The 22703-nt window shown below is 67.6% G+C and carries 27 protein-coding genes and 1 pseudogene; 17 read left to right on the top strand and 11 right to left on the bottom strand.

All coding sequences use genetic code 11. The annotated features are described in order from the left end of the window. Positions 1-24: 24 nt before the first annotated feature. Positions 25-756 (top strand): GAF domain-containing protein, encoded by a 732-nt coding sequence (locus ABEU20_RS03630; RefSeq protein WP_420163000.1) that lies wholly within the window; start codon positions 25-27, stop codon positions 754-756. 54 nt (positions 757-810) lie between these two features. On the opposite strand, the gene ABEU20_RS03625 is transcribed toward ABEU20_RS03630, so the two are convergent. Together ABEU20_RS03625 and ABEU20_RS03620 are read right to left on the bottom strand one after the other, a co-directional pair. Beyond that, positions 811-1023, bottom strand: coding sequence for a hypothetical protein (locus ABEU20_RS03625; RefSeq protein WP_420162999.1), 213 nt, complete (start codon positions 1021-1023; stop codon positions 811-813). Continuing rightward, on the bottom strand, positions 1020-1244 hold the full coding sequence (locus tag ABEU20_RS03620; RefSeq protein ID WP_420162998.1) for an ANTAR domain-containing protein: 225 nt from the start codon (positions 1242-1244) through the stop codon (positions 1020-1022). Before ABEU20_RS03620 ends, ABEU20_RS03625 begins: the two co-directional genes overlap by 4 nt. 323 nt (positions 1245-1567) lie before the next feature. Between ABEU20_RS03620 and ABEU20_RS03615 the strand changes: the two genes are divergently transcribed. Next, entirely contained in the window at positions 1568-2047 is a 480-nt protein-coding gene (locus ABEU20_RS03615; protein ID WP_420162997.1) for a CinA family protein, read from the top strand. 19 nt (positions 2048-2066) lie between these two features. Here ABEU20_RS03615 and ABEU20_RS03610 read toward each other — a convergent pair whose 3' ends face one another. After that, positions 2067-3245, bottom strand: a complete 1179-nt coding sequence (locus tag ABEU20_RS03610) for a zinc-dependent alcohol dehydrogenase (protein WP_420162996.1) — start codon at positions 3243-3245, stop codon at positions 2067-2069. Between the two features lie 300 nt (positions 3246-3545). On the opposite strand from ABEU20_RS03610, the gene ABEU20_RS03605 reads away from it, so the two are divergent. The 3 genes from ABEU20_RS03605 to ABEU20_RS03595 all read left to right on the top strand — a co-directional run bounded on the left by ABEU20_RS03605 (position 3546) and on the right by ABEU20_RS03595 (position 4884). Then, a complete protein-coding gene (locus ABEU20_RS03605) occupies positions 3546-3830 on the top strand; it encodes a hypothetical protein (RefSeq protein ID WP_420162995.1) in 285 nt (94 codons plus the stop codon). 69 nt (positions 3831-3899) lie between these two features. Further along, the gene (gene mbp1, locus ABEU20_RS03600) at positions 3900-4145 is read left to right on the top strand and encodes a microaggregate-binding protein 1 (protein ID WP_420162994.1); all 246 of its coding nucleotides are present in this window, start codon (positions 3900-3902) and stop codon (positions 4143-4145) included. A 4-nt stretch (positions 4146-4149) separates the two neighbouring features. Next, on the top strand, positions 4150-4884 hold the full coding sequence (locus ABEU20_RS03595; RefSeq protein WP_420162993.1) for a HemK2/MTQ2 family protein methyltransferase: 735 nt from the start codon (positions 4150-4152) through the stop codon (positions 4882-4884). 1118 nt (positions 4885-6002) lie between these two features. Here ABEU20_RS03595 and ABEU20_RS03590 read toward each other — a convergent pair. Together ABEU20_RS03590 and ABEU20_RS03585 are read right to left on the bottom strand one after the other, a co-directional pair. Continuing rightward, positions 6003-6425 (bottom strand): ChaB family protein, encoded by a 423-nt coding sequence (locus ABEU20_RS03590; RefSeq protein ID WP_420162992.1) that lies wholly within the window; start codon positions 6423-6425, stop codon positions 6003-6005. 22 nt (positions 6426-6447) lie between these two features. Next, on the bottom strand, positions 6448-7413 hold the full coding sequence (locus ABEU20_RS03585) for a TIGR03557 family F420-dependent LLM class oxidoreductase (protein ID WP_420162991.1): 966 nt from the start codon (positions 7411-7413) through the stop codon (positions 6448-6450). A 212-nt stretch (positions 7414-7625) separates the two neighbouring features. On the opposite strand from ABEU20_RS03585, the gene ABEU20_RS03580 reads away from it, so the two are divergent. Next, on the top strand, positions 7626-8516 hold the full coding sequence (locus ABEU20_RS03580) for a manganese catalase family protein (RefSeq protein ID WP_420162990.1): 891 nt from the start codon (positions 7626-7628) through the stop codon (positions 8514-8516). A gap of 58 nt (positions 8517-8574) precedes the next feature. Here ABEU20_RS03580 and ABEU20_RS03575 read toward each other — a convergent pair. After that, positions 8575-9146: pseudogene (locus ABEU20_RS03575) on the bottom strand (hemerythrin domain-containing protein). 140 nt (positions 9147-9286) lie between these two features. Between ABEU20_RS03575 and ABEU20_RS03570 the strand changes: the two are divergent. Further along, the gene (locus ABEU20_RS03570; protein ID WP_420162989.1) at positions 9287-10183 is read left to right on the top strand and encodes an SDR family oxidoreductase; all 897 of its coding nucleotides are present in this window, start codon (positions 9287-9289) and stop codon (positions 10181-10183) included. Between the two features lie 9 nt (positions 10184-10192). On the opposite strand, the gene ABEU20_RS03565 is transcribed toward ABEU20_RS03570, so the two are convergent. Together ABEU20_RS03565 and ABEU20_RS03560 are read right to left on the bottom strand one after the other, a co-directional pair. Continuing rightward, positions 10193-10594 carry a hypothetical protein gene (locus ABEU20_RS03565; protein WP_420162988.1) on the bottom strand — a complete coding sequence of 134 codons (402 nt, stop codon included), beginning with the start codon at positions 10592-10594 and terminating at the stop codon, positions 10193-10195. A 31-nt stretch (positions 10595-10625) separates the two neighbouring features. After that, the gene (locus ABEU20_RS03560; protein WP_420162987.1) at positions 10626-12014 is read right to left on the bottom strand and encodes a cytochrome P450; all 1389 of its coding nucleotides are present in this window, start codon (positions 12012-12014) and stop codon (positions 10626-10628) included. 122 nt (positions 12015-12136) lie between these two features. Between ABEU20_RS03560 and ABEU20_RS03555 the strand changes: the two genes are divergently transcribed. The 10 genes from ABEU20_RS03555 to ABEU20_RS03510 all read left to right on the top strand — a co-directional run bounded on the left by ABEU20_RS03555 (position 12137) and on the right by ABEU20_RS03510 (position 19981). Next, the gene (locus tag ABEU20_RS03555; RefSeq protein WP_420162986.1) at positions 12137-12325 is read left to right on the top strand and encodes a hypothetical protein; all 189 of its coding nucleotides are present in this window, start codon (positions 12137-12139) and stop codon (positions 12323-12325) included. A 174-nt stretch (positions 12326-12499) separates the two neighbouring features. Further along, on the top strand, positions 12500-12757 hold the full coding sequence (locus ABEU20_RS03550) for a DUF7218 family protein (RefSeq protein ID WP_420162985.1): 258 nt from the start codon (positions 12500-12502) through the stop codon (positions 12755-12757). Between the two features lie 19 nt (positions 12758-12776). After that, entirely contained in the window at positions 12777-14300 is a 1524-nt protein-coding gene (locus tag ABEU20_RS03545) for an FAD-dependent oxidoreductase (protein ID WP_420162984.1), read from the top strand. A gap of 5 nt (positions 14301-14305) precedes the next feature. Beyond that, positions 14306-15772: an aminotransferase class I/II-fold pyridoxal phosphate-dependent enzyme gene (locus tag ABEU20_RS03540; RefSeq protein ID WP_420162983.1), complete on the top strand. Its 1467-nt coding sequence runs from the start codon at positions 14306-14308 to the stop codon at positions 15770-15772. A gap of 78 nt (positions 15773-15850) precedes the next feature. Next, positions 15851-16018 carry a hypothetical protein gene (locus ABEU20_RS03535; RefSeq protein ID WP_420162982.1) on the top strand — a complete coding sequence of 56 codons (168 nt, stop codon included), beginning with the start codon at positions 15851-15853 and terminating at the stop codon, positions 16016-16018. 17 nt (positions 16019-16035) lie between these two features. Continuing rightward, positions 16036-16578, top strand: a complete 543-nt coding sequence (locus ABEU20_RS03530; RefSeq protein WP_420162981.1) for a hypothetical protein — start codon at positions 16036-16038, stop codon at positions 16576-16578. A 30-nt stretch (positions 16579-16608) separates the two neighbouring features. Then, entirely contained in the window at positions 16609-17778 is a 1170-nt protein-coding gene (locus tag ABEU20_RS03525; RefSeq protein ID WP_420162980.1) for a zinc-dependent alcohol dehydrogenase, read from the top strand. A 17-nt stretch (positions 17779-17795) separates the two neighbouring features. Then, complete coding sequence (locus ABEU20_RS03520) at positions 17796-18911, top strand: carboxylate-amine ligase (RefSeq protein ID WP_420162979.1); 1116 nt, start codon at positions 17796-17798, stop codon at positions 18909-18911. 210 nt (positions 18912-19121) lie between these two features. Beyond that, positions 19122-19382, top strand: a complete 261-nt coding sequence (locus tag ABEU20_RS03515; RefSeq protein ID WP_420162978.1) for an XRE family transcriptional regulator — start codon at positions 19122-19124, stop codon at positions 19380-19382. Beyond that, positions 19370-19981 (top strand): TetR/AcrR family transcriptional regulator, encoded by a 612-nt coding sequence (locus ABEU20_RS03510; protein ID WP_420162977.1) that lies wholly within the window; start codon positions 19370-19372, stop codon positions 19979-19981. Before ABEU20_RS03515 ends, ABEU20_RS03510 begins: the two co-directional genes overlap by 13 nt. On the opposite strand, the gene ABEU20_RS03505 is transcribed toward ABEU20_RS03510, so the two are convergent. The 3 genes from ABEU20_RS03505 to ABEU20_RS03495 form a co-directional block, all read right to left on the bottom strand. Further along, the gene (locus ABEU20_RS03505; RefSeq protein WP_420162976.1) at positions 19978-21483 is read right to left on the bottom strand and encodes a Mur ligase family protein; all 1506 of its coding nucleotides are present in this window, start codon (positions 21481-21483) and stop codon (positions 19978-19980) included. The genes ABEU20_RS03510 and ABEU20_RS03505 overlap by 4 nt on opposite strands. A 77-nt stretch (positions 21484-21560) precedes the next feature. Next, the gene (locus ABEU20_RS03500; protein WP_420162975.1) at positions 21561-21734 is read right to left on the bottom strand and encodes a hypothetical protein; all 174 of its coding nucleotides are present in this window, start codon (positions 21732-21734) and stop codon (positions 21561-21563) included. A gap of 108 nt (positions 21735-21842) precedes the next feature. After that, a complete protein-coding gene (locus ABEU20_RS03495) occupies positions 21843-22682 on the bottom strand; it encodes an alpha/beta fold hydrolase (protein ID WP_420162974.1) in 840 nt (279 codons plus the stop codon). Positions 22683-22703: the final 21 nt, after the last annotated feature.

Genomic DNA, 22703 nt, shown 5'->3' with positions numbered 1-22703 from the left:
GCGCGCCGGTGAACGGATATCCAGATGAACGACGACACCGCCGAGACTCTGAGTGAGCGCTTCGACGAGATCACGGAGGCCCTCCAAGATCTGTCCGGTGTCCTGGACGAGTACGAGGATCTGGCAACAGTTCTGCAGCACGTCGTCGAGGGCGCCGTTCGGATCGTCCCCGGGGCGGACATGGCCGGTGTGACGATTGTGACCGACGACTCCGCGGAGACGGTTGCCGCGACGCATGCCCGCGTCCGTCAGGTGGACGAAACCCAGTATGCGAACGACAGCGGTCCGTGTCTCACGGCTTCGCGAGACGGAAGAAGCGTCGTCGTCGACGTGGACCAGGTCCGGTCCCGATGGCCCGACCTCGAGGAGTCGGCTGCAGGCCTCGGGATCAAGAGCTTCATCGCACTGCCGCTGGTGCTTTCGGACCGAATCCACGGCTCGTTCAACCTCTACAGCAGCGATCCGCAGGGCTTCCAGTCGCTCGACGAGTCACTGGTCGAGGTTTTCACCACCGCTGCAGTGACGGCTCTGCAACAGGCGGAGCGGCATCGCCGCGCGCTGATGTCCATCCGCAACCTGCAGGCGGCGCTGACTTCTCGCGCAGACATCGACCAGGCGATCGGAATCGTCATGGCGCTCCACGGCGTACCGGCCTCCGAAGCCTTCGACCGGCTGGTGAGCAAATCCCAGGAGGCGAACGTCAAACTCAAGGTGGTGGCCCGGCAACTTCTCGACAAGATCGTCACGCAGGAGTGACCGCCGTCCGCATCCGCAGAGATCGTTGACGGACCGCATTTCGTCAGATCAGCATCAGATCAGCAAGGATGCCAGACCGACCGCGGCGAAGATCACCAATGCCAAAGTGGCGCAGATTAATCCGGGCGATCCGAGCAAAAGCGGCGGAAGGGCGGCGGTCGCTCCGGAACCACACGAGAGTGCCGCCGAGAACCCCCGGTTGGACTCGCCCGATGTCGCATCGGAGCGCCGAATATGACCGCTCGCGCGGTCGGAATCGAGCATCATGCGTCCGCACCCGCCTTCGACGAATCCGCCCCGCGCGAGTCGCACAACTCAGCCCACTGAGGAGGGACGATGGCGGGGCCACCCGCCATGCCGGCGTCGTCGCCGACCAGGGATATCAAGCTCTCGGCGGCGCACCCGACGCTCACGTGATGGTGCATCGCAACGTCGATCAGTTCGTCGAACGCGGCGTCCTGGCTACATCCACGAGCGGCACTGATCACGGCCGCGGCTGCGCGTTCGGGCGCGCGACCCGGACGCCGAAGGGACGAGGAGTGGGAGACTGTGAGGTGTTCACGATTCATCCGAGACGACTCCGATACATCGGAAGAAGAGCGGTCTCGCTGTCGACGCGTTCTCGCCTGGAGGGAGAACAGAATACGGAGCCGACGCGAGCGGGGCTTCCAGCATCGGCTGTTTGTTCAACCGTGAATGAGAATAGCGTCACACACCCTCGGGCCGCAAGGGTCTGTCCCGAACGAGAATCACCGAACGGCCTTCGTGGCGACAACCAGCACCCTTCCCTGCGAGGAGGTATAACCGAGCGATGGCGATCTCTCGAAACGACGGCGGCGCGCTGGCCGAGAAAATCTCCGATCTGGCGCAGAAGGCGGGGCGCAGCGTCGCCACCGCCGAATCTCTTACCGGAGGGCATATTTCGAGCCTCCTCGGCGCTGCCCCCAGCTCGTCCGATTGGTTCCGCGGCGCCGTCGTCGCCTATTCGAGCGAGGTCAAGCACGATCTGCTCCGAGTACCGCCGGGACCGGTCGTCTCGGAACCGGCGGCACGCAGCATGGCCGCGACGACCGCGACGCTCCTGGGCGCCGACACCGTGGTCGCGGTGACGGGCGCCGCCGGCCCCGACGGCCAGGACGGTCAGGACCCGGGGACGGTGTGGTTCGGCCTCTTCGACAGGGGTGTCGTCCGCGCCGTTCGTAGGACCTTCCCGGGTGACCCGACGGAGGTGGTCGAGTCGACCGCGGAGCACGCCTTGGAGTTGCTGATCGAGTGCCTCGCTGCCGATTGACAGGTCATGTGCCGCGGGCTCAGGGCTCGAGGAGAACCTTCACCGCGCCGTCCTGCTTCTTCTGGAAGATCTCGTAGGCGCGCGGCGCCTCGTCCAGCGACAGTCGATGGGTCGCGAAGGTGTCGACGCCCAGCGGGTCGCCGTCCGTGAGGAGCGGGAGGATGTCGTCCACCCAACGCTTCACGTTGGCCTGACCCATGCGGAACTGGATCTGCTTGTCGAACATCTTGAACATCGGAAGCGGATCCAGCGCACCCCCGTAGACACCGACGATCGACACGGTGCCACCGCGCCGGACTATGTCGATCGCCGCTTCGAGCGCAGCGAGCCGATCGATACCCGCGTGGGTGAACAACGGGCCCGCCACCGCGTCCGGCATGAACGACGTCGCCTGCTGCACCAGTTTCGCGCCTGGCGATCCGTGTGCCTCCATCCCTACGGCGTCGATCACGGCATCCGTTCCGCGCCCACCGGTCATGTCCCGGACGATCTCACCGAGGTTGTCGTGTTCACGCAGGTCCAGAACCTCCACACCGCGCTCCCGGAGGCGCGCCAGCCGTTCGGGGACCAGGTCGACGCCGATCACCCGGACTCCTCGATGCGCCGCGATACGGGCGGCCATGTCCCCGATGGGGCCCAGGCCCAGCACTGTCAGTGACTGGCCTTCGCGGACGTCGGCGTACTCCACGGCCTGCCACGCCGTCGGCAGAACGTCGGACAGATAGACGAAACGTTCGTCCGATGGGCCCTCGGGAACCTTGATGTGGGTGTACTGCGCCTGGGGCACGCGCAGGTACTGCGCTTGCGCGCCGGGAATGCTGCCGTACAGCTTCGAGTATCCGAAGAGGGCGGCACCGGTTCCCTCGGACCGGACCTGCGTTGTCTCGCATTGGGTTTGAAGACCGCCGTGGCACATCGGGCAGTGTCCGCACGAGATCTGGAACGGGATCACCACACGGTCGCCGACCGCGAGATCGCCCACATTGCTGCCGACCTCCCGCACGATGCCCATCGGCTCGTGCCCGAGAATGTCCCCTGGGTTCATGAACGGCGACAGCAGTTCGTACAGATGCAGGTCCGACCCGCAGATGTTGGTCGTCGTCACCTCGATGATCGCATCGTTCGCTTCCTGGATCCGCGGATCGGGAACTGTGTCCACCGATACGTTCCGCTTGCCTTGCCATGTCACCGCTTTCACCGCTACCTCCAGGTCGTCTCGTCTCTCTGCCGACACCTACCCAGTCGGCAACCGCCGCAAACGTCACACGCCGGCGGCCAATCGATACGGAATCCGGTCTTCCGGGCCGTACGGCGCGACCACGACGCGGAAAGTCGTTGCGCCTCCTCACCATCTCCGTCCGCTCCCCTACCGTCGGGCAATCTCGTACCGTTCCGTGCAAGAACGAGCGGGCTGGACGACAATCGAAGGCACAGGCAAGCAGGGACCGCACCGGTCCGTCCGGCGCGGAGAAACGAATTCGACACCGGGGAGGCTCGAATGAACAGCAACGACCCTCGCGACCTCGCGCACACCACCCGGGAACATCCCGGTGAGGCGATCGAGGATGCGCGCAATTGGCCCGGATATGCCCTGATCGGCGTAGCCATCGTCACCTTGGGGCTCACTCTCGTCGCAGCCGGCTACGGCTTCGCAGGCTGGGCGTGGATCGCGGGGATCGTCTGCGTCGGCGCCCTGCTGGTCGGGACCGCTCTCGTGCTCGCGGAACATCGGCGCGTCAAGCGACTGGACAACGCCTCGCTCACCGACCAACTCGGCCACTGACGATGTTTACCGGCGGACCCGACCGGGTACACGCCGCATAAATCGTATCCGCGGAAGGGAGATCGCGTCATGTCGGACAAGGGCAAGTCGGGGCCCGCAGAGGCCGTCAAAGGCGCTGTCGAGGGCGTGAAGGGCAAGGCCAAGGAAGCCGCGGGCGCCGTCACGGGTCAGGACGATCTCGTGCGCGAAGGAAAAGCGCAGCAGGACAAGGCCGCCGCGCAGCGGGAAGCGGCTGAGAAGGAAGCCGAGGCAGAGAAGGCGCGCGGGAAGGCGGCAGCCCAGGAGGCCCGCCAGCGCACCGAGCAGGACTCGTAACGCGATGACCTCGGACACGACACTGCGCGGGACGGGTGAGCCGATCCGCCCACGCGAGCCGAGCCCACGTAGATTCTGGCGCCTGCCTGGCGTCTATCCACCACAGTCCGATACCCGTCTTCTCGCGCGGACGTTGGTCGCGGAAGCGATCGAACCCGGTACCCGCGTCCTCGATATCGGCGCCGGTACCGGGTACCTGTCGGTCTCGGCCGCTCTGGCCGGCTCGCGAAACGTCACTGCGGTGGACGTCGACAAGCGCGCGTTGCTCAACACACGACTCAACGCCACGCTGAACGGAGTGCAGGTCCGCGCTGTGCGCGGGTACCTCACGATGCCGTTCGCGGAGAACGACTTCGACCTGGTCGTCAGCAATCCACCGTACGTGCCGGCGGCCGAGGACACCCTTCCCACCGGCGGCTTGGCTCGGTGCTGGGACGCCGGCCGGAACGGCCGCGCCTATTTGGACCAGATCTGTCGAGAAGCTGCTCGCATTCTCAGGCCCGACGGTGTGCTGCTGCTTCTGCAATCGGAGTTGAGCGACATCGCCGCGACGCGTACCGAGCTACAGCGTCACGGGCTGTCGACGGACATCGTCTCCACCGAGCACGTCCCGTTCGGTCCGGTGCTCACCGAGCGGGCGCCACTCCTCCGGCGACGGGGCCTACTCGGACCGGACGACGATCTCGAGAAGTTGGTCGTGTTTCGCGCGGTGAACAGGGGCGCCATGACGGCCGGGTGAGCGGTCATCCTGCGGGTCGGTGCACCGGTCCGGAAATGCGTGTCCAGTGGTCATCGGAGCAGACAGCGGCCACGGCTCCGTGCGGGCTCGCCTCGTCCCCATCGACTCGGACTACCCGTTCGTCTCTCCCGTGAACAGGCGATCCCCGCGCTTGTTTCCAGGTCGGTTGCCAACGCGTCCAGCAGGTCCACCAGCCACGTGCCGGTGCGAGAACCCAACGTTCGTCGATCCCCGTCGGCATTCTCGACGACCCGCAGTAGCCACCGCACCGGGCTGTCACCGTCGAGAGATCCGTCGCACGTTGCCAGCAGCATGCGACCCGCCGGGAGCGACACCTCGATGCCGGCTCGCCCATCGAGAACCACAACGTCCGCCACGCCGCCGGTCGCCTCGCTCAGGGTCCGCGCGGCGTCGGTCCACAGGCTCCACGATCTGGTGCGATCGCGCCTCATCGGACACCGACACGAGTGCGACGGCCCGGGCCTCGGACCGCGAGAAGGGCTTCGGCCCTGGAGAATGCGACCGGAAGTCGTCGCACGGGGCACGCCATCACAGCATGCGCGAATTCTGTGGACGGATCGACAACCACCATCCACTCCGCTCCGGCGCCGGCTCGTGCGAACGCGTCCACGTCGTCCAGGAGGTCGAAGAGTTCCGGGAAGCCGATCTCTACGCTCGACAGATCCAGGATCAACGTGTGCGATCCCCGCATGTTCGACGTGATCCGGCTTTCCCAGGCCAGGCCGAGAAGCCGCCGCAGGTCGTCGATCTCCGAAGCCTGAACACCGTCGACGGTGATCGCTACGACCTTCGCCAGCGGCTGCTCGATCCCGATGTGTAGAACGCTGCACTGCCAGTTCTGGTGGGCCGCATGCGCGCGTGGGTACGATGAACCGTCCGCAATCATCATGTGTGCCTCTCCCGGACGGGGCTACTCGCGCCAACGCGAAGAGTGCACAGAAGCGGCGCCCGCCCGTACTCGTCGGTGAAGTGATGAGTTTTCGGCTTGGGCTCAACCGCTGACTACAGGATAGCAATACTCGTTCGAGTAGGGCCCGTCGGACAACGAGAGATCGATACCGCAGCCCGGCGCGCGGACATTCCGCGAACCGCGGCTGTCAGCGTCGCGCGGCGGCACTACGTCGTCGGTTCTCCTTCTCGATCGCATCGACCAACTCGTCCTTGTGCATGGTCGACCGGCCGTGGATATCGAGTCGTCGGGCGACGTCGTAGAGATGGCGCCTGCTCGCGTTCGCGTCGACGCCCTCCGCCGTCCGCCCGCGTGCGCGCGGCCCCCCGCTTCGTGCACGCTCGTCCGAGGGCCCCTTCTCCGCCTTGGGTTCCCAGTGGTCACCGACCTTCTCGAAGCTGTGTTTGAGAGCCGCGTACGCCACCCGGTGTGCTCGCTCCCCTTCGCCGTACTCCTCCGCCGCGGCATCGTGAGCCTTGGCGAAGGTTCGTTGCGCCTTGGCGGACGAGCGCAGGAGCGTCTCCGGCAACTCCTGCTTCTTCGGTTGTCCGGACTTCGTGGTCTTGGGCATTATTGCTCTCTCCCTTCGCTTCTCAGGCCGATGCGAGTTTGCTCAGCGCGGGGGCGAGTTCGTCTCGGTAGAAGTCGAGGAACCCGTCCACGTCCGGTCCGGCGTCGACCAGGGCGAGGTGATCGAAGCCGGCGTCGGCGAACTCGCGGATCCGCTCGAGATGGCGGCTCGGATCGGGCCCGTATCCGAAGCTCTCGGCTATGTCGGATTCTCGCACCACGGAGGCCGCCGCCTCGAAGTTGACCGGGTTCGGCAGCTCGGCCTGGACCTTCCATCCCGTGGCGGAGAAGCGAAACAGCTTGTGAGCGGACTGCAGAGCGGCTTCCTCCGTCGGCGCCCAGGACAGCGGAACCTCGGCGTACCTCCGACCCGCCCCACCCGCCTTCTCGTAACGGTCGATCAGGTCCCGGTCGGCCTCCGTCGCAAACAATCCGTCGCCCAGCTCGGCCGCGATCTTCGCCGCCGGGCCCCCGGAGCCCGCCACGATGATCGGCGGAAGGCTCTCCGGCAGATCGAACACGCGTGCATCCTCGAGTTCGAGATGACGTCCGGAGTAGCTGTGGTACCCGCCGCTCCACAGCAACCGGATGATCTCGATCGACTCACGGAGCATTGCCGAACGGGTCGCTGCCGGCGGCCAGCCGCGCGCGACGACGTGTTCGTTGAGTCGTTCGCCGCTGCCCAGTCCCAGCACGAATCTGCCGTCGGACAACAGCGCTGTCGTTGCCGCCGCCTGCGCCACGATCGCCGGGTGGTAGCGCACGAAGGGACACGTCACACCGGTGGCGAGCTCGAGGGTCGAGGTCTTTGCGGCAATCGATCCCAGGATCGACCACGCGAACCCCGAGTGGTTCTGATCGTGCAGCCACGGATGGAAGTGGTCACTGATCTCGACGAAGTCGAAGCCCGCCTCCTCGGCGCGGACCGCCTGCCGAACCAGTTCGGTCGGTGAATACGCCTCTGCGAACAGCTTGAATCCGATTCTCACAACGCCTCCGTCCCTCCCGCACGCGCAACCCGATGCGTTGTCCGACTACCCCGAGGGACGCCACCCGAAACCGCCCCCACGCACGGCACGGACACCCGTGCGCCGTATTGCGTTCGAGTCACGATCACCGAAGTGCGCGTCCGTCGAGGATTCCTCCGCGGCACGGCGGGTATCTCGCCGGTGTCCGAACTACCACGTCCAGAGGAAGTGACATGTTCACCCACAACAAGGATCTCCAGTTCGAAGTCCGAATCGACAAGCCCGACCCGCAATTCGCGACGCTTCTCCAGGAACAGTTCGGCGGTGCGAACGGCGAGCTCAAAGCTGCGATGCAGTACTTCACGCAGGCCTTCGTCCTGCGGCGCAAGAACCCCAAGATGTACGACCTGTTCATGGACATCGCCACCGAGGAGTTCAGCCACCTCGAGATCGTGGGATCGATGATCACGATGCTTCTCGACGGCCTCAACGACGATCTCAAGCAGGCCAACGAGCGATGCGATTGGATGCCCGTCGTCGCGACCGCGGACGGACGGGAGCAGGCGATCCATCAGGTTGCCGTCAACCCGACCTACCTGAGTCTCACCGGCGGCGGACCCGACGTCGTCAACTCTGCCGGCACCCCATGGTCGGGAACCTTCATCAACTCCAACGGAGATCCGTCGGTGGATCTGCGAAGCAACCTCGCGGCGGAATCTCGCGCGAAGATCGTCTACGAGTACCTCAAGCAGTTCACCGACGACCCGGGGGCACAGGACACGCTCACGTTCCTGATGACCCGGGAAGTGGCGCACTATCAGCAGTTCACCGCCGCCCTCAACGAGCTTCCCGTCAACTTCCCACCCGGCCAGTTGCCTGGCGACGACCGCTTCCAGAACGTCGCCTTCAACATGTCGAACGGCGGTTCGGTGCGGGGCCCGTGGAACGAGGGGCAAGGTCCGTGGCCCGAGGGGACGGAATGGCGTTACGTCGACGCCCCCGCCGAACAGTGGTTGCGCAGCGAGGACAGCACCAACCGGGGCGACACCGAAAGCCCCGACGGCGGGCCTGCCGTCCACGGCACCAAGCCGTTCACCCACGAGCAGCACGTGGCCGCGAACTGACCGAGGTGACGCCGAGATGCTCCCCGCCTGGAACCGGCGGGGAGCATCGTCGTTTCGGTCAGCTCGGTGGCGTCTCGGGCGGGTGGTGGCGCGCACGCCCGCTGAAGACATCACGGACCTTGTCCACCGCCGCGGCCATGGCCCGGTGGTCTTCAGAACGGCCGGCCGCGGTGGCGTGTTCGGATGCGGCCGTGTCGGAGCACGCTTGCGGGCCAGCTCGAGCCGGTTGCCGGCATCCTCCAGATCCGACGTGGGAACGGCGTCGGTCACCCGTGGCCAGACCTCGTTCTGTTCGTACTCGATGTGCTTCCTTGCGGCGCCGAGGAACTCGCGCAGCGCGGATTCGTAGTCCTCGTCTCCCGGCGAGCCGTGCTCGATGGTGTCGAGCAATTTCTCGCCGTCCACCTCCTGTCCGATCGCCGTGTCGGCCAGGTCGTCGCCGCCCGGGACCACGTCTCGGACGATCGGCCAGAAGATCTCCTGCTCGATCGCCTCGTGGCGGGAATCCGCGATCACCAGATTGGCCACCATGTCGTCCCGACCCGGCGATCCTGGGCCGGCACCTTCGAGTACCTCCAGCATCCCCAGCACGCTCTCGTGCTCGGCGCGCAGAAACGTCAACGCATTCACCACACCCATCACCTCCGTAGTCCAGGGCTGTCTGTAGGACATAACCGAATCGGGACGAGTCCAAACCATCCGGTGGACAGGACCGGGCCGATCGGTGCACGGTGGGCAGCACGACCCTTCCGACCAGAAGGAGCACTCGAATGCACGAGCGAGAACCGCTGCAGGATCCCACCACCCGCTACCCCGTGCCGGATCTCGAGGGGCAGCCACCGATAGCACATCCCGGACTCACGTCCGACATGCGAACCCGGCCCGATCACGGGGAACGGGGATATCGCGGTGCCGGACGCCTGAAGGATCGACGAGCCCTCGTCACGGGTGGCGATTCGGGCATCGGGCGCGCCGTGGCCGTCGCGTTCGCCAGGGAAGGCGCCGATGTCGCCGTCAGTTACCTTCCGGAGGAGGAAGCGGACGCGCAGGAAAGCCTGCGGTTGATCGAGGAAGCGGGCCGCCGGGCCCTTCCGCTCCCCGGCGACATCCGCTCCGAGGAGCACTGCCGCGCGCTGGTGGACTCCACCGTCGACGCGTTCGGGGGGCTCGACATCCTCGTGAACAATGCGGCGTACCAGATGGCGACCCCCGGCGGAATCTCCGACATCACGACCGAACAGTTCGACCGGGTCATGAAGACGAACCTGTACGCGCTGTTCTGGCTGTGCAAGTTCGCCGTCGAGGCGATGCCTCCGGGGTCGACGATCGTCAACACCTCCTCGATCCAGGGCACCAATCCTTCACCGTCCCTCATGGACTACGCGACCACCAAGGCCGGCATCGTGGACTTCACCAAGGCGCTGGCGGACGATGTGGCCAAACGTGGTATCCGGGTGAATGCCGTTGCTCCCGGACCCATCTGGACGCCGCTGATTCCCGCAACCATGCCACCGGAGCAGTACCGCGAATTCGGGAAGGACGTCCCCCTCGGCCGACCGGGGCAGCCGGCCGAGCTCGCACCCGCGTACGTGTTCTTCGCCTCCGACGAATCCAGTTACATCACCGGCGAGATCCTCGGTGTCACCGGAGGCACACCGTTCACGTGAGCCGACGCCTCAGTGCGTCGGATGCGCGGTCGGTGGGCCGGCGTTGCCGCCGAACGGATGTCGCCAGCTCTTCGGGTGCTCGGATCGGTCCGCCTCGGTCCGGGGCGTCGAGACTGCGGTGGCGTCGCGGGCCGGCACCGCGGCGGCGTCCCGACGCTCCAACTCGTGACGGGCGTAGCGCGCCTTGCGCGAGTACCGTCGCGAGCCCGCGAGCAACAGCGCGAGTCCCAGCATGCCCGCGGCGCCGACCACCAGCCCGACGAGGAAAAGCGTGCCGGTGGACCCGGTCACGTGGACACCGAAGACGGTGAAATCGTCCTGGAGCGCATGCTCGCTACCGGTGTTGTTCACGACGCCGGCCACGCCGATCGCAACCGCGGCGATCAGGATGACGAGTCCGATGATGATCATGAGATCTCCTCGATCGTTGGGGGCGGTCGCCCTAGGACGCCGCGAATTTCAGGCCGTAGTGGTTGAGGGTCGGCGGGAGCTCGGTCCCCGCTCGAAGGCGGGGCTCGCTCACCTGCTCGATACGCTCGAAGGACTGCAGCAGTGCCGACAGAACCGTGCTCGCCACGAGCAGTGAGACGTTCCGGCCGGGGCACTCCACCGGGCCCCCGCTGAACGGCAGCAACGTCTTCAGGTCGTCGGCGCGTCCGTCGATCCAGATGTCGGGCGTGAACGTATCCGCGAAATCGAAGCGATCGCGGTCCCGGTGCAGCGGTGGCGTCAGGACGATGAACAGGCTCCCCTCGGGAACCACAGCCCGCGCGCCGCCGGGCACCCGCCATGTCGTGGGGCGAGTCGAGTCCCGCAGGATCGCCGGCGTCGTCGGCCACAGTCGCAGCGATTCGAGAATGGTGGCTCGGTGAATCGGCATGGTCGAGGCGGTGCCGGGCGCCCGATCGGACGCCTCTTCCCGAACTCTCGACAGTTCGTCGGGATGTCCCGCCAGCAATGCGAGGGCCCGCAGAGTCGCCATTCCAGCGGCGTCGAATGCGAAGAGCCAGTGTGGAATCTGGCCTACTGGATCGACATCCGGTGTCAGCTCCGCGGACCCGAGCGCGTGGATCAGCGAACCGGGCTCGGCCCGATCGGCGTAGTCGTAGAGGTTGTCGAAGAACCGATCGCGCAAGCGGCGGCGGGGCGGCGTGAGATAGGACCAGTTGCCGTTTGCCCGGAGTTTCCACAATCGATCGGTGACGTCCGTGTCGTCGCGTGCACTCTCCCCCAGCGTCACCTGTCGAGCAATCTTCCACCACGTCCGGATGAAATCTGCAGCATCGAAGGTCCCGGAATCACGTGCACCCTGCGCGAACGCCGCAACTTCGCGGTCGATCGTCCGAGCGATCACATCGGACGCGCTGTGCAGGGGCTTCGGTGTCTCGAGCGCCGCCTCGTTGACGGCTCGGCGCCGCGTCCGCACCTCGCCCTTCGAGATGAGGACGCCGTGGGGTTGGAAGGCGCCCAGCGCGGCCTGCTTCTCCCGATTGGCCGGGGTGAAGGGATCCGGGCTGTCACCCAGGACGCGAGCCACGTCATCGGGATCCAGGAGCAGTACCACTCGACGGCCGGGCAAGCGAAACTCCACCGGCCCGCGCCCGAACTCGGTACGCAGCCGGCGAAACATATCGATCGACATCGCATCGGCCCGCGACTTCTCGAGCAGCGGCATGAGCAGATGTCGGCGGGCGATGATTCCCGACGCGACCGACGGCAGCCCCAGGGCAGTCACCGCTCCGATCGCTCGAAGTCCGGACACGACCGGAGGAAGATCGGTGCGGGCGCCGTCCGATGCGGTATCTGTCGGCGAGGGGAAATGCGTCGTCATGCCCATCATCTACCCGAACCGCCGGAACGCAAACGTCTCACGGGGACGACGAGGAGACCTGGCTTCCACACGTGATGCTCGGCCAAGGTTTCGAACACATGGGCGGCGGGAATCCCCGAGATATGACCGAAGCCGAAGGCGCAGGGGCAGAGTGGGAGACGGCGGATGTCCGGTACCCCCAGCCGAGCCCCCTCGAGTCCTGGTGGCGTCGCGTCATGTCGTGCGGCCCGAATCCGAAGGCGAAGGGCCCGGCGCCGGAGAAGCAGTCGTCGACGTCGGAGGGCGACCCCGACACCGACGCTGCGGAGTGACCGGTCGCACTGCCCCGTCTCCCCGTCGCGCCCGTGACAGTCCGCGTATCGACCTTCGTCGGACATCGGGCGGCCGATCTCGCGAGACGTCGCGCCGGCAGTACCTGCGCGACGTGTAGCGCTGCCGACTGCTGGGTATGTCACAGGCAGGAGACACCAGGAAAGGAGACGGACATGGCACGGTCGTCGATCAAGGACGAGAAGCAGTACGAGAAGTTGCGGGAGAAGGGCGCATCCAAGGAGAAGGCGGCCCGCATCGCGAACGCCAGTGCCGATCGTGGGCGCTCCGAGGTCGGGAAGAAGGGCGGCAAGTCGTCGTCCTACGAGGACTGGACCGTCGACGAACTGAAGAAGCGCGCCAAGGAGATCGGCCTGTCCGGATACAGCTCCAAGCGCAAGGCGGACCTCATCTCCGAACTGCGCAACCACTGAGCCCGTGACAGCGAAGCCCGTGACAGCGAAGAATGCCTCGCTGTGGCTCGACCGTCCGCGTCCCGCGGCGAATCCGCCGATTCCGGACGGTAGCCGTGTCGATGTCGTGGTGATCGGCGCGGGGTTGACCGGTCTGTGCACCGCGCTCGAGCTGTCGCGTTCGGGCGCGACGGTGGCAGTCCTCGACGCCCGCCGCGCGGGTTCGGTGACGACAGGTCGCACGACGGGCAAGATCTCGCTCCTCCAGGGAACGAAGCTGTCACAGATCGCCGCCCGGTACCCGCGGGACGTGGTGCGCGCGTACGTCGACGCGAACCGCAATGGTCGACGGCGGCTGCTGGATCTCTGCCGCGGCTTCGGCGTGCCCGTGCAGATCGAGACTGCCTACACGTACGTGACGACGCCCGGGGGCACGGCGGCGTTGGCTGACGAGTTCGAGGCCGCGTCCGGAGCGGGCCTCGACGTAGGCTGGAACGATCCTTCCGACCTGCCGTTCCCGGTGACCGGCGCCATCGCCCTCGCCGAGCAGGCACAGTTCGACCCTGTCGACCTGGTGGAGGCGCTCGTGCACGCATTGCGCGAACGCGGCGTCCCCGTCGTCGAGAACACCCGGGTGCGATCCGTCAGCCGCGGGCTGGGCCGGACTGCCGTCCACCACGCCGGCGGCAGCCTCACGGCCGACCGGGTGGTGCTCGCGACCGGAACTCCGATCCTCGACCGTGGATCGTTCTTCGCGAGACTCGAGCCACGACGGTCGTATTGCCTCGCCGTCGCTGGCGTGGACCGACCGCCGCGCGGGATGTATCTGTCCGCGGACTCACCCACCCGATCCCTACGCTACGTGCCGACCGCAGACGGTGAACTGCTCGTCGTCGGCGGCAACGGGCACACCGTCGGCCGCGGCGGAGCGACGAAGCCACGCGTCGCGGACCTGATCGGCTGGACGGGCAGACACTTTCCCGGCGGCGACGTCACCCACATGTGGTCGGCGCAGGACTATCACTCGACGGACGAGATGCCGCTCGTCGGCGGTGTGCTTCCCGGCGACGACCGCATCCTGGTCGCGAGCGGCTACGACAAGTGGGGAATGACGAACGCCGCTGCGGCCGCCGACATGATCGCCGCACGAATCCGCGGGGAGCCCCGGGAGTGGGCGAAGCCCTTCGACCCGTGGGCCCTGAGCCGCGCTCCGAGAAGCGCCGCGCCCACCCTCGAACTCAACGCTGCAGTAGCGGTCGAGATGGCCAAGGGGTGGACAGCGCCGCTCGTCCGATCTCGCTCGTCGACACCCCCCGAAGGCACTGGCCACGTGCACGCCGGGGTTCCGGTCCCCGAAGCCGTCTGCACCGTCGGCGGCCGGACCCACCGAGTGTCCGCGGTGTGCCCTCATCTCGGGGGCATCGTCCGCTGGAACGACGCCGAACGCAGTTGGGATTGCCCGCTGCACGGTTCCCGGTTCACCCCGGAGGGACGCCTTCTCGAGGGCCCCGCGACCCGGGATCTGAGCGGATCGGATTGCGTTGCGGACCTTCGGGGTAAGTGACCGATATGGATCAGTCACGGGCGCCTCTGCTGGAGGCTCTGCAGGAGTACCACCGCTTGGACCGCTACGGCTTCTCCCCGCCCGGCCACCGACAGGGCCGCGGCGCCGACCCCCGGGTGCGGGAGGTTCTGGGCGCCGAACCCTTCCGCGCCGACGTCCTGGCATCGGGGGGACTGGACGATCGCAAGTCCTCCGAGGGGTATCTGTCGAAGGCCGAACAACTGATGGCCGAGGCGGTCGGTGCAGATCAGGCCTTCTTCTCGACCTGCGGCAGTTCGCTGTCGGTCAAGGCCGCGATGATGGCCGTGGCAGGGAACGATCCCGGCGGCCTGCTCGTCGCCCGCGACTCGCACAAGTCGATCGTCGCCGGTCTGGTCTTCAGTGGTGTCACGCCCCGGTGGATCACACCGCGGTGGGACGAGGACATGCACTTCTCCCATCCGCCGTCCCCCGAACAGGTCCGCGCCGCGTGGGAGAAGCATCCGGATGCCGCCGGCGCCTTGATCGTCAGCCCGAGCCCGTACGGCACGTGCGCAGACATCGAAGGCATCGCCGAGGTGTGCCATCAACGCGGAAAGCCCCTCATCGTCGACGAGGCGTGGGGAGCGCACCTGCCGTTCCACGACGACCTGCCCACGTGGGCGATGGACGCCGGCGCCGACGTGTGTGTGGTGAGCGTCCACAAGATGGGTGCCGGGTTCGAGCAGGGGTCCGTCTACCACGTCCAGGGTGACCTGGTCGAGGGCCGGTATCTGGCGCAGTGCGCCGACCTGTTGATGACGACGAGTCCGAACGTGATGCTGTACTCGGCGATGGACGGCTGGCGGCGACAGATGGTCGAGCACGGCCACGACCTGCTCGGCAGCGCCCTCACACTCGCCGGGCATGCCCGCGAGCGGATCGCCGCCATCGACGGACTGACGGTGCTCGAGAACCGATTGCTGGGAGAGGAGGCCTCGCACGACCTGGACCGGCTGCAGGTTCTCGTCGACGTGAGTGAGCTCGGTGTGTCGGGGTACCAGTGCACCGACTGGCTACGCGAACACTGCCACGTCGACCTCGGCATGACCGACCATCGACGAATCCTCGCCACCCTGTCGATGGCCGACGACGATGCCAGCATCGACCGCCTCGTCCAGTCGCTGCACGCCGTCGCCCGAGCGGCGGAGTCGTTCACGCCGCCTCGCGAGATGTACCTCCCGAATCCCGCGGAACTGCAACTGGAATCGGTGCTCTCACCACGGGATGCCTTTTTCGGCCGGATCGAGCTGGTGGATGCGAGCAGCGCCGCCGGGCGGATTGCCGCCGAACAGATCACCCCCTACCCGCCGGGGATCCCCGCGGTGGTGCCCGGAGAGCGTCTCGACCAGGGTGTCGTCGACTACCTGCGCAGCGGCATCGCCGCCGGTATGAACATTCCGGACGCGTCCGATCCCACGCTCGAGAAGTTTCGGGTCGTCGTCGAGCACTGATCCGCCGACCCGGCGGCGGTCCCTGTTTGGAATCCGGCCGCGCCGGGCACCCACTACGTACGCACCAGGAGGTTGGAGATGACCGACGGCAACACCGAGCGCGAGCAGAACGCCCGCCGCACGTCGGCGGACGACGTGCACGACGACCCACCCGGGCCGGCCGATCACGGTCGCGACGGCGGGATGGCGACCCGGGAGAACGCGCCGGACGTGGTGCAACGATCCGACACCGACGACGACCGCTGATCACATCGGAGGACCCGGTGAACTATCTCGACAATGTCGTGAAGAAGGTGGGCGAAGTCGTCGGCGACGTGGTCGGCGACGTCGTCGGGCACTCGTCGCGGTCCGACAGAACCCAGTCGGTCACGATCGGCCGCCCACGCGACGAAGTGAAACAGTTCTGGCGCGCACCGGAGTCGCTGTCCGCGGTATTCGACCGCGCCGCGGACGTGCGCGCGGGAGACGTTGCGGGGGAATACGTCTGGAGCCCGGGCGGCTCGCCTGAGGACAATTCGGGCGACACGGAGCAGTGGCGCGCGACGCTCCACGAGGAGGGCGACACTTTCCGGTTCACGGCGGAGGACGCCGCTTCCCCCATCCCGACGCCGGGATTCGTCCTGACCTTCCGCGACGCCCCGCGTGAACTCGGCACGGAGGTGACTCTCCGGGCCGAGACTCCGCTTCCCGACTTCCTGTCGTCACCGGCCGCCTTCGCGGTTCTCTACCGCGCACGTGCCCTGCTGCAGACCGGAGAGGTACCGACCCTGCGCGACAACCCCAGCGCCCGCGGCCGCGGGCGGTGATTCGACGCCGATCACGAAAGAGGTTCCCCGATGCGTGCGCTCTGTTGGAACGGCGTCAACGACCTGGCAGTGGAAACCGTCGACGACCCGCGCCTGGTCAATCCTCACGACGCGATCGTCAAGGTGCGCCTGACCACCACGTGTGGATCGGACCTTCACTTCATCGACGGCTATCTGCCGGGCATGCGAGAGGGTGACGTGTTCGGCCACGAATTCATGGGCGAGGTGGTCGACGTCGGACGGGAAGTCGGCGAGATCACCCCCGGGACGCGGGTGGTGGTGCCGTCGTTCATCAGCTGCGGCTCGTGCTGGTTCTGCGACCACGACCTGCCGTCGGTGTGCGATACCACCAACCCCAACGCCCACCTTCAGCAACCGGTCTTCGGCTACCCCACCGGCGGGATCTACGGCTACACCCACCCGTTCGGGGGCTATCAGGGTTCGCACGCCGAGTACATCCGTGTCCCGTTCGCCGACGTCAACTGCTTCGCCGTGCCCGACGGTGTGTCCGACGAGCAAGCCCTGTTCCTGTCGGACGCCGTGCCCACCGGCTACATGGGTGCCGATTTCTGCGACATCACCACCGGTGACACCGTGGCAGTGTGGGGCGCCGGCGGTGTGGGGCTGATGGCCGCGAAGAGCGCGCTCCTGCTCGGCGCGGAACGGGTGATCGTGATCGACCGATTCCGGGAGCGACTCGACCTGGCGCGCAGCCTGTGCGACGCCGAGACGATCGACTACACCGAGGTCGACAGTGTGCGCGAGGTGCTACGCGAATCCACCGGCGGGCGCGGGCCCGACGCATGCATCGACGCCGTCGGGATGGAGGGTCACGGCACCGGGGTCCAGGAACTCTACGACCGCACCAAGCAGCTGCTGCGCCTCGAGACCGATCGTGCGACCTCGCTACGGCAGGCGGTACTCGCCTGCCGCAAGGGCGGTGTGGTGTCGGTGCTGGGTGTCTACGGCGTGACGGACAAGTTCCCGATGGGCGCCGTGACCAACAAGAGTCTGACCATCCGCTCCGCGCAACAGCACGGACAGCGTTACCTCCCACGGCTGTTCGAGCACGTTCGGAGGGGTGAACTCGATCCCGCAGTGCTCGCCACCCACGACCTCCCCCTCGAGGACTCGGTCCGCGGTTACGAGATGTTCAAGAAGAAGCAGGACGGCTGCGTTCGTGCCGTCTTCCGTCCGTAGCGACACGAGAGAGCGCGATGCTGTCGCAGTGGAGTCCTACCGTCGGGGTCGAGGAAGAGTTCCTCCTCACCGACCCGGTCACCGGGTGGCCGCGCATGGACAACCAGGCCGTCGTCGCCGAGGCCCGACGCGCCGGCGTGGAACTTCAGCTCGAACTCGGCGCCTGCCAGGTCGAGACGACCTCTTCGGTGTGCGCAGGACCGGAAGAGCTGACCGAGGAGCTGGCCCGTCTGCGTTCGGCGGCCGCGAGAGCGGCCACCCGATGCGGATGCCGACTGCTGGCCGCCGCCGTTCCACTCGTCGGACCGCGCGAGCACCGGGTCAGCGACGACGATCGTTACCGAGCGATGGAGCGCGCCTTCGGCGTCCTGGCTCGGCAGCACGGCGTCTGCGGCTGTCACGTCCACGTCGCCGTACCGGACCGGGACTGCGCGATCGTGGTGAGCAACCGCCTCCGCCCGTGGCTGCCGTCACTGCTGGCCCTCACCGCGAACTCGCCGATCTACAGCGGCGTCGACACCGGATGCGCCAGTTGGCGATCCGTCATGTGGCGCCGGTGGCCCAGCGCCGGGGCTCCACCGCTGTTCGCAGATGCGCGCGAATTCGACAGCGTCGTCTCGGCCATGGTCGCCACCGGCAACATCCTCGATCGCGGAATGGTCTACTGGGATGTCCGCCCGTCGGCCCAGTTCCCCACGGTGGAGGTGCGGGTGAGCGATGTCCCGGCCACCATCGACGAGTCCGTGCTGCTCGCGGTCCTCGTGCGCGCACTCGTCGTGACGGCTCTGCGGGATGCGGAAGCCGGTTCCGCCGTTCCGGATCTGCCGGGCCACGTGCTGGACGCCGCCTACTGGCGCGCCGCCCGCGACGGGTTGGACGGCGTGGGCATAGACCCCGTGACGGTGACCGTCGCGCCCGCCTCCGTCCTGCTCGAGCGGATGATCGACAGCGTCGGTGAAGCACTGGACCGGGAGGGCCTGCGGGCCGCGGCGGAGAACGGACTGCGTGCTCGAACAGCCGTGGGCAACGGTGCCCGGCAACAACTCTCGGCCTTCCGCCGACGGCACTCGGTCCTCGATGTGGTCGACAAGGTCGCGGACCTCACCCTGGAGGGTTGCGGATCCGCCCCGTGACCCGGGGTGGACAGCCACCCGGAGGGAACCCGCGACCATCGACGCGATGCTCCCTTGCTACTTTTTGTGACGACATGTCGTCATAAAGAAGGGTGGAGCGGTGCCGACGATCACTGGAGACCTTCGTGCCGATGGGGCCCGACTCCCGCTGCGGCAGCAGGTGGCGCCGGCCGGCCTCGCCGGCGCGGACCGGCGGAGGGGGACGAGCGCGTGACCGGACCGGCGGACGTGCTCGACGAGGTCCGGCTCACGGCGCAACGAATGGTCGCGGTGGAACTCGAACGCCTCGCCAGGCGCAGCGACCTGTCGCAGGTCCAGATCGAGACGGTCGCCGCCGCCCTCGAACGCGTGTCGACCGTCCTCGTCTTCGATCGGGTGGCGTCGTGGCAGGGTGACCCCTGGGTCGTAGCGGAACTGTTCGGCCACCGAGTCCCGACCGTGAGTGAGGAGGACCGTCGATGCCCAAGCTGACGGGAGGTGCGACCCTTGCGGAGCACAAGGCGGCGACCCGTGAGGCGATGCTCGACGCCTTCGCGGTCGAACTGCACGAAAGACCGTGGCAGGACCTCAAACTCCAGACGATCGCCGAACGGGCGGGAGTCGCTCGCACCGCGGTGTACAACTATTTTCCCGACCGGACGACACTGCTGCTGGCATGGTCCGAACGGGAGATGACGCGATTCATGGCCTTGGCCGGGCGCGAACTCGCGGACCGCACCGACCCCGTCGATCGCTTGCAGGTCCTCGTCAAGCTCGTCCTGATCGAATTCTCGCTGCAGCGCGGTGTCGCCGCCTCCGTCGCCGCCATGCTCGCGCCGGAGGACCGCGACGCCTTCTTCACCCACCTGGAACCGCTCGCCGCACTGGTCGAAGACCTGCTGCGGGACGGCATCGAGCGGGGCGTGTTCACGGACACCGATCCCGCCGCGACGCGCCAGCTGATCATGGCGTGCCTGGAATCGCAGCGTCCCGAACTCGTCGCGGGTGGCCGTACGGACACGGCCGTCGCACGCACGGTGCCGTTCATTCTGCGGGCCCTCGGAGTACGAGAACCCCAGGTGCAGGGCTAGTAGGCCCGCGTCGACAGGGCGTTGCGGAGTGCGGCCCGATCGTCGAAGGCGATCGACACGCCGTTGTCGACGAGCGTCGGGTCGTGCCCGCGCCCCGCCAGGAGCACGGTGTCCCCCTCCCCGGCGAGATCCACGGCGACCGCGATCGCCTCGCCGCGATCGGGGATCACGATCACGTCCGCCGCCCCGGCCCGGCGCGCCCCCGCGGCGACGTCGTTGCGGAGATCGGCAGCGTCGTCGAAGAAGGCGCTCTCGTCGGTGACGACGACCACTTCCGCATACTGCGCGGCCGTGAACCCGAGCGGAGCACGCTTACCGGGGTCGCGTTCGCCGGTGGCCCCCAACACGACGACGATCCTCCCGGCCGTCACCGAACGCAGGAACGGGAACAGGCGATGCTGACCGGCGGTGTTGTGCACGTAGTCCACCAAGGCGAGGAACGGTTGCCCGACGTCGATGCGCTCGAGCCGCCCGGGGATCGCGTCCAGCGCCTCGATGCCCGCCACGGCCGCGGGGATGTCGATACCCCGAAGGCACAGCGCGGCGAGGGCGGCGACGGCGTTGTCCACCTGATGCCCACCCAGGAGCTGCAGCCGGACCGGAACCCGCTCGCCCCCGTGGTGGAGTGTGAAGGTGCTCCCCCACCGGCCCGCGCGCACCGCGGTGGCGTACACGTCGGCAGCAGGATCGTGCGCCGAGAACGTCAGATGCGGAACCGCGACATCGCCCGCGAGCCGACGGCCGTAGTCGTCGTCGATGCAGATCGCAGCGCGCTCGCAGAGATCGCGCGCGAACAGGCGGGCCTTCGCCGCGTAATAGCTCTCCAGGCTCGCGTGATAGTCCAGGTGATCACGGGCGAGGTTGGTGAACACCGCGACGTCGAAACGGGATCCGTCGATCCGGTGCTCGGCCAGCCCGTGACTCGATACCTCCATCGCGACGGCGTCGACCCGCTCCTCGACGAACTCGACGAAACTCTGCTGCAGCTCGCATGCTTCCGGCGTGGTCCGCGTGGCAGGCCGGACCGTGCCGGGCCCGCGCACGGTGATCCCCGTGAGGGCCCCCGTGCGCAGCCCCGCGGACACGAGGGCAGCCTCGAGCATGTACACGGTGCTGGTCTTACCGTTCGTGCCCGTGACCCCGTACAGGTCGAACGCGGTCGACGGATTGCCGTACGCCCACGCCGCGAGAGGTCCGAGCGCCGCGCGTGGGTCGTCGACGACGACCGTCGGCAACTCGTCCGACGGCCGATCGCTCAGCATCGCGACGGCACCGCGGCCGGCCGCTTCCGCGGCGAACGCGGCACCGTGATGCCGACGGCCCGGCAGTGCCGCATACAGGTCGCCCGGGCGGGCCCGCCGGGAGTCCTGACAGAGACCGGTGATCACGGGCCGGTCGCCCACGTCCGCCTCGGCGACCACGTGGCCCGCTCGGCGCAGGTGGACGACGATCTCGCACAGCGAGCGGGGAGAGACCGGCGACCACAGGTCCTCGACGTCCATGCAACAAGTTGACCACCCGCGGACCGGTCGCCGCTGGTGAACGGCACGCGGTGGGCGATTCCCGTCCCCGAGGCGCCTCACTCCCCCTGTTCCTCCGCGGCAGGCTCGCCGGTCTCGGCCGGATCGTCCGCGCCCTCCGCCTGGTTGGGTTGGGGTCGTAGACGATTCGGCTGGATCATCTCGGGGTCGGCGTCCGGGTCCTCCGCCGCGTCGTAGGCACCGCGCTCGTTGTCACCTTTGTCCACGTCCATCCGGGTGGTCCTCCTCCGGTATCGGGGCCGGTAGTGCTACTGACGATCGGGGGATTCCCGATCCGAGCGCATTCGACACCTCACCGGCGAAAAAGCCCCCGGCCACGATCACCCGCCGCCGTGGTCCCGAACGAACGCGATGAGGGCCGCTGTCAGCTCCGCGGGCGTGTCCTCCTGGACGAGGTGGCCCGCGCCGGGGATGGTCTCGAAGCGGGCCGCGGGTATCCGTGCCGCGAGCTCGCGCCCCTTGGCCGCAGGGATCCAGTCGTCGTCGCCGCCCCAGCACACCAACGTCGGGACCTGGATTTCGCCGTACCGGTCCTGCACCTGGTCGGTGTAGACCTGATCGGCCTGTGCGATCTGCCGGTAGAACGCCGCCTGGCCGACAGGGTCCTGCCATGGCTGCACCAGCCGATCGAGAACCGCCGGATGGAGCCCTGGGCTGCTCGCCGAACTCACGTACTCGCGCACCAGGGCGCGATGCAGCGCGGGCGGTAACCGCTCGAAGACCTCCGCGTGCTCGCCCACGAGCCGGAAGAACGGTGACCCCCACGGCGCCAGCGCCACCACGTCGACCAGAGCGAGCGCGCGATAGCGGGCTCCGTGGAGGAGGTGGGCGCGCAACGCGACGGCACCGCCGAAGTCGTGACAGATCACCGTCGGCTCCGCCAGTGCCCAGTGCGCGAGTAGTTCGGTGAAGACCCGGCTCTGCGCGGCCAGGGAGACGTCCTGGCCCGCGTGCTTCTCCGACAGCCCGTAGCCCGGCATGTCCCAGACGAACACCTGATGCCGCCGCGCGAGCGCACGCGCCACGCCGCGCCAGACGTACGACGAGAACGGGGTGCCGTGAAGGAGCACGACGGGGTCCCGGCCGGGTGGACCGAGACTGCCCCAACGAACTTCTCCGGAGGCGCTGCGAAACGTCTCGGCGAGCGGCCATTCACTCATACGCGGTTCCTTTCGGTTGCG

It is taken from the genome of Rhodococcus parequi (assembly GCF_046042785.1).
GTDB classification, from domain to species: domain Bacteria; phylum Actinomycetota; class Actinomycetes; order Mycobacteriales; family Mycobacteriaceae; genus Prescottella; species Prescottella parequi.
The sequence above is the reverse complement of the archived record's forward strand: the minus strand, read 5'-3'. Positions and strand labels throughout refer to the sequence as shown.

Excerpts from the sequence above, each read along its gene's own strand:
- ABEU20_RS03555 (WP_420162986.1), top strand. The coding sequence starts at position 12,137 with ATGACCGAAGCCGAAGGCGCAGGGGCAGAGTGGGAGACGGCGGATGTC.
- ABEU20_RS03540 (WP_420162983.1), top strand. The coding sequence starts at position 14,306 with ATGGATCAGTCACGGGCGCCTCTGCTGGAGGCTCTGCAGGAGTACCAC.
- ABEU20_RS03525 (WP_420162980.1), top strand. The coding sequence starts at position 16,609 with ATGCGTGCGCTCTGTTGGAACGGCGTCAACGACCTGGCAGTGGAAACC.
- ABEU20_RS03535 (WP_420162982.1), top strand. The coding sequence starts at position 15,851 with ATGACCGACGGCAACACCGAGCGCGAGCAGAACGCCCGCCGCACGTCG.
- ABEU20_RS03595 (WP_420162993.1), top strand. The coding sequence starts at position 4,150 with ATGACCTCGGACACGACACTGCGCGGGACGGGTGAGCCGATCCGCCCA.
- ABEU20_RS03550 (WP_420162985.1), top strand. The coding sequence starts at position 12,500 with ATGGCACGGTCGTCGATCAAGGACGAGAAGCAGTACGAGAAGTTGCGG.
- mbp1 (WP_420162994.1), top strand. The coding sequence starts at position 3,900 with ATGTCGGACAAGGGCAAGTCGGGGCCCGCAGAGGCCGTCAAAGGCGCT.
- ABEU20_RS03500 (WP_420162975.1), bottom strand. The coding sequence starts at position 21,734 with ATGGACGTGGACAAAGGTGACAACGAGCGCGGTGCCTACGACGCGGCG.
- ABEU20_RS03570 (WP_420162989.1), top strand. The coding sequence starts at position 9,287 with ATGCACGAGCGAGAACCGCTGCAGGATCCCACCACCCGCTACCCCGTG.
- ABEU20_RS03565 (WP_420162988.1), bottom strand. The coding sequence starts at position 10,594 with ATGATCATCATCGGACTCGTCATCCTGATCGCCGCGGTTGCGATCGGC.
- ABEU20_RS03605 (WP_420162995.1), top strand. The coding sequence starts at position 3,546 with ATGAACAGCAACGACCCTCGCGACCTCGCGCACACCACCCGGGAACAT.
- ABEU20_RS03520 (WP_420162979.1), top strand. The coding sequence starts at position 17,796 with ATGCTGTCGCAGTGGAGTCCTACCGTCGGGGTCGAGGAAGAGTTCCTC.
- ABEU20_RS03590 (WP_420162992.1), bottom strand. The coding sequence starts at position 6,425 with ATGCCCAAGACCACGAAGTCCGGACAACCGAAGAAGCAGGAGTTGCCG.
- ABEU20_RS03560 (WP_420162987.1), bottom strand. The coding sequence starts at position 12,014 with ATGACGACGCATTTCCCCTCGCCGACAGATACCGCATCGGACGGCGCC.
- ABEU20_RS03630 (WP_420163000.1), top strand. The coding sequence starts at position 25 with ATGAACGACGACACCGCCGAGACTCTGAGTGAGCGCTTCGACGAGATC.
- ABEU20_RS03580 (WP_420162990.1), top strand. The coding sequence starts at position 7,626 with ATGTTCACCCACAACAAGGATCTCCAGTTCGAAGTCCGAATCGACAAG.
- ABEU20_RS03510 (WP_420162977.1), top strand. The coding sequence starts at position 19,370 with ATGCCCAAGCTGACGGGAGGTGCGACCCTTGCGGAGCACAAGGCGGCG.
- ABEU20_RS03625 (WP_420162999.1), bottom strand. The coding sequence starts at position 1,023 with ATGATGCTCGATTCCGACCGCGCGAGCGGTCATATTCGGCGCTCCGAT.
- ABEU20_RS03615 (WP_420162997.1), top strand. The coding sequence starts at position 1,568 with ATGGCGATCTCTCGAAACGACGGCGGCGCGCTGGCCGAGAAAATCTCC.
- ABEU20_RS03495 (WP_420162974.1), bottom strand. The coding sequence starts at position 22,682 with ATGAGTGAATGGCCGCTCGCCGAGACGTTTCGCAGCGCCTCCGGAGAA.
- ABEU20_RS03505 (WP_420162976.1), bottom strand. The coding sequence starts at position 21,483 with ATGGACGTCGAGGACCTGTGGTCGCCGGTCTCTCCCCGCTCGCTGTGC.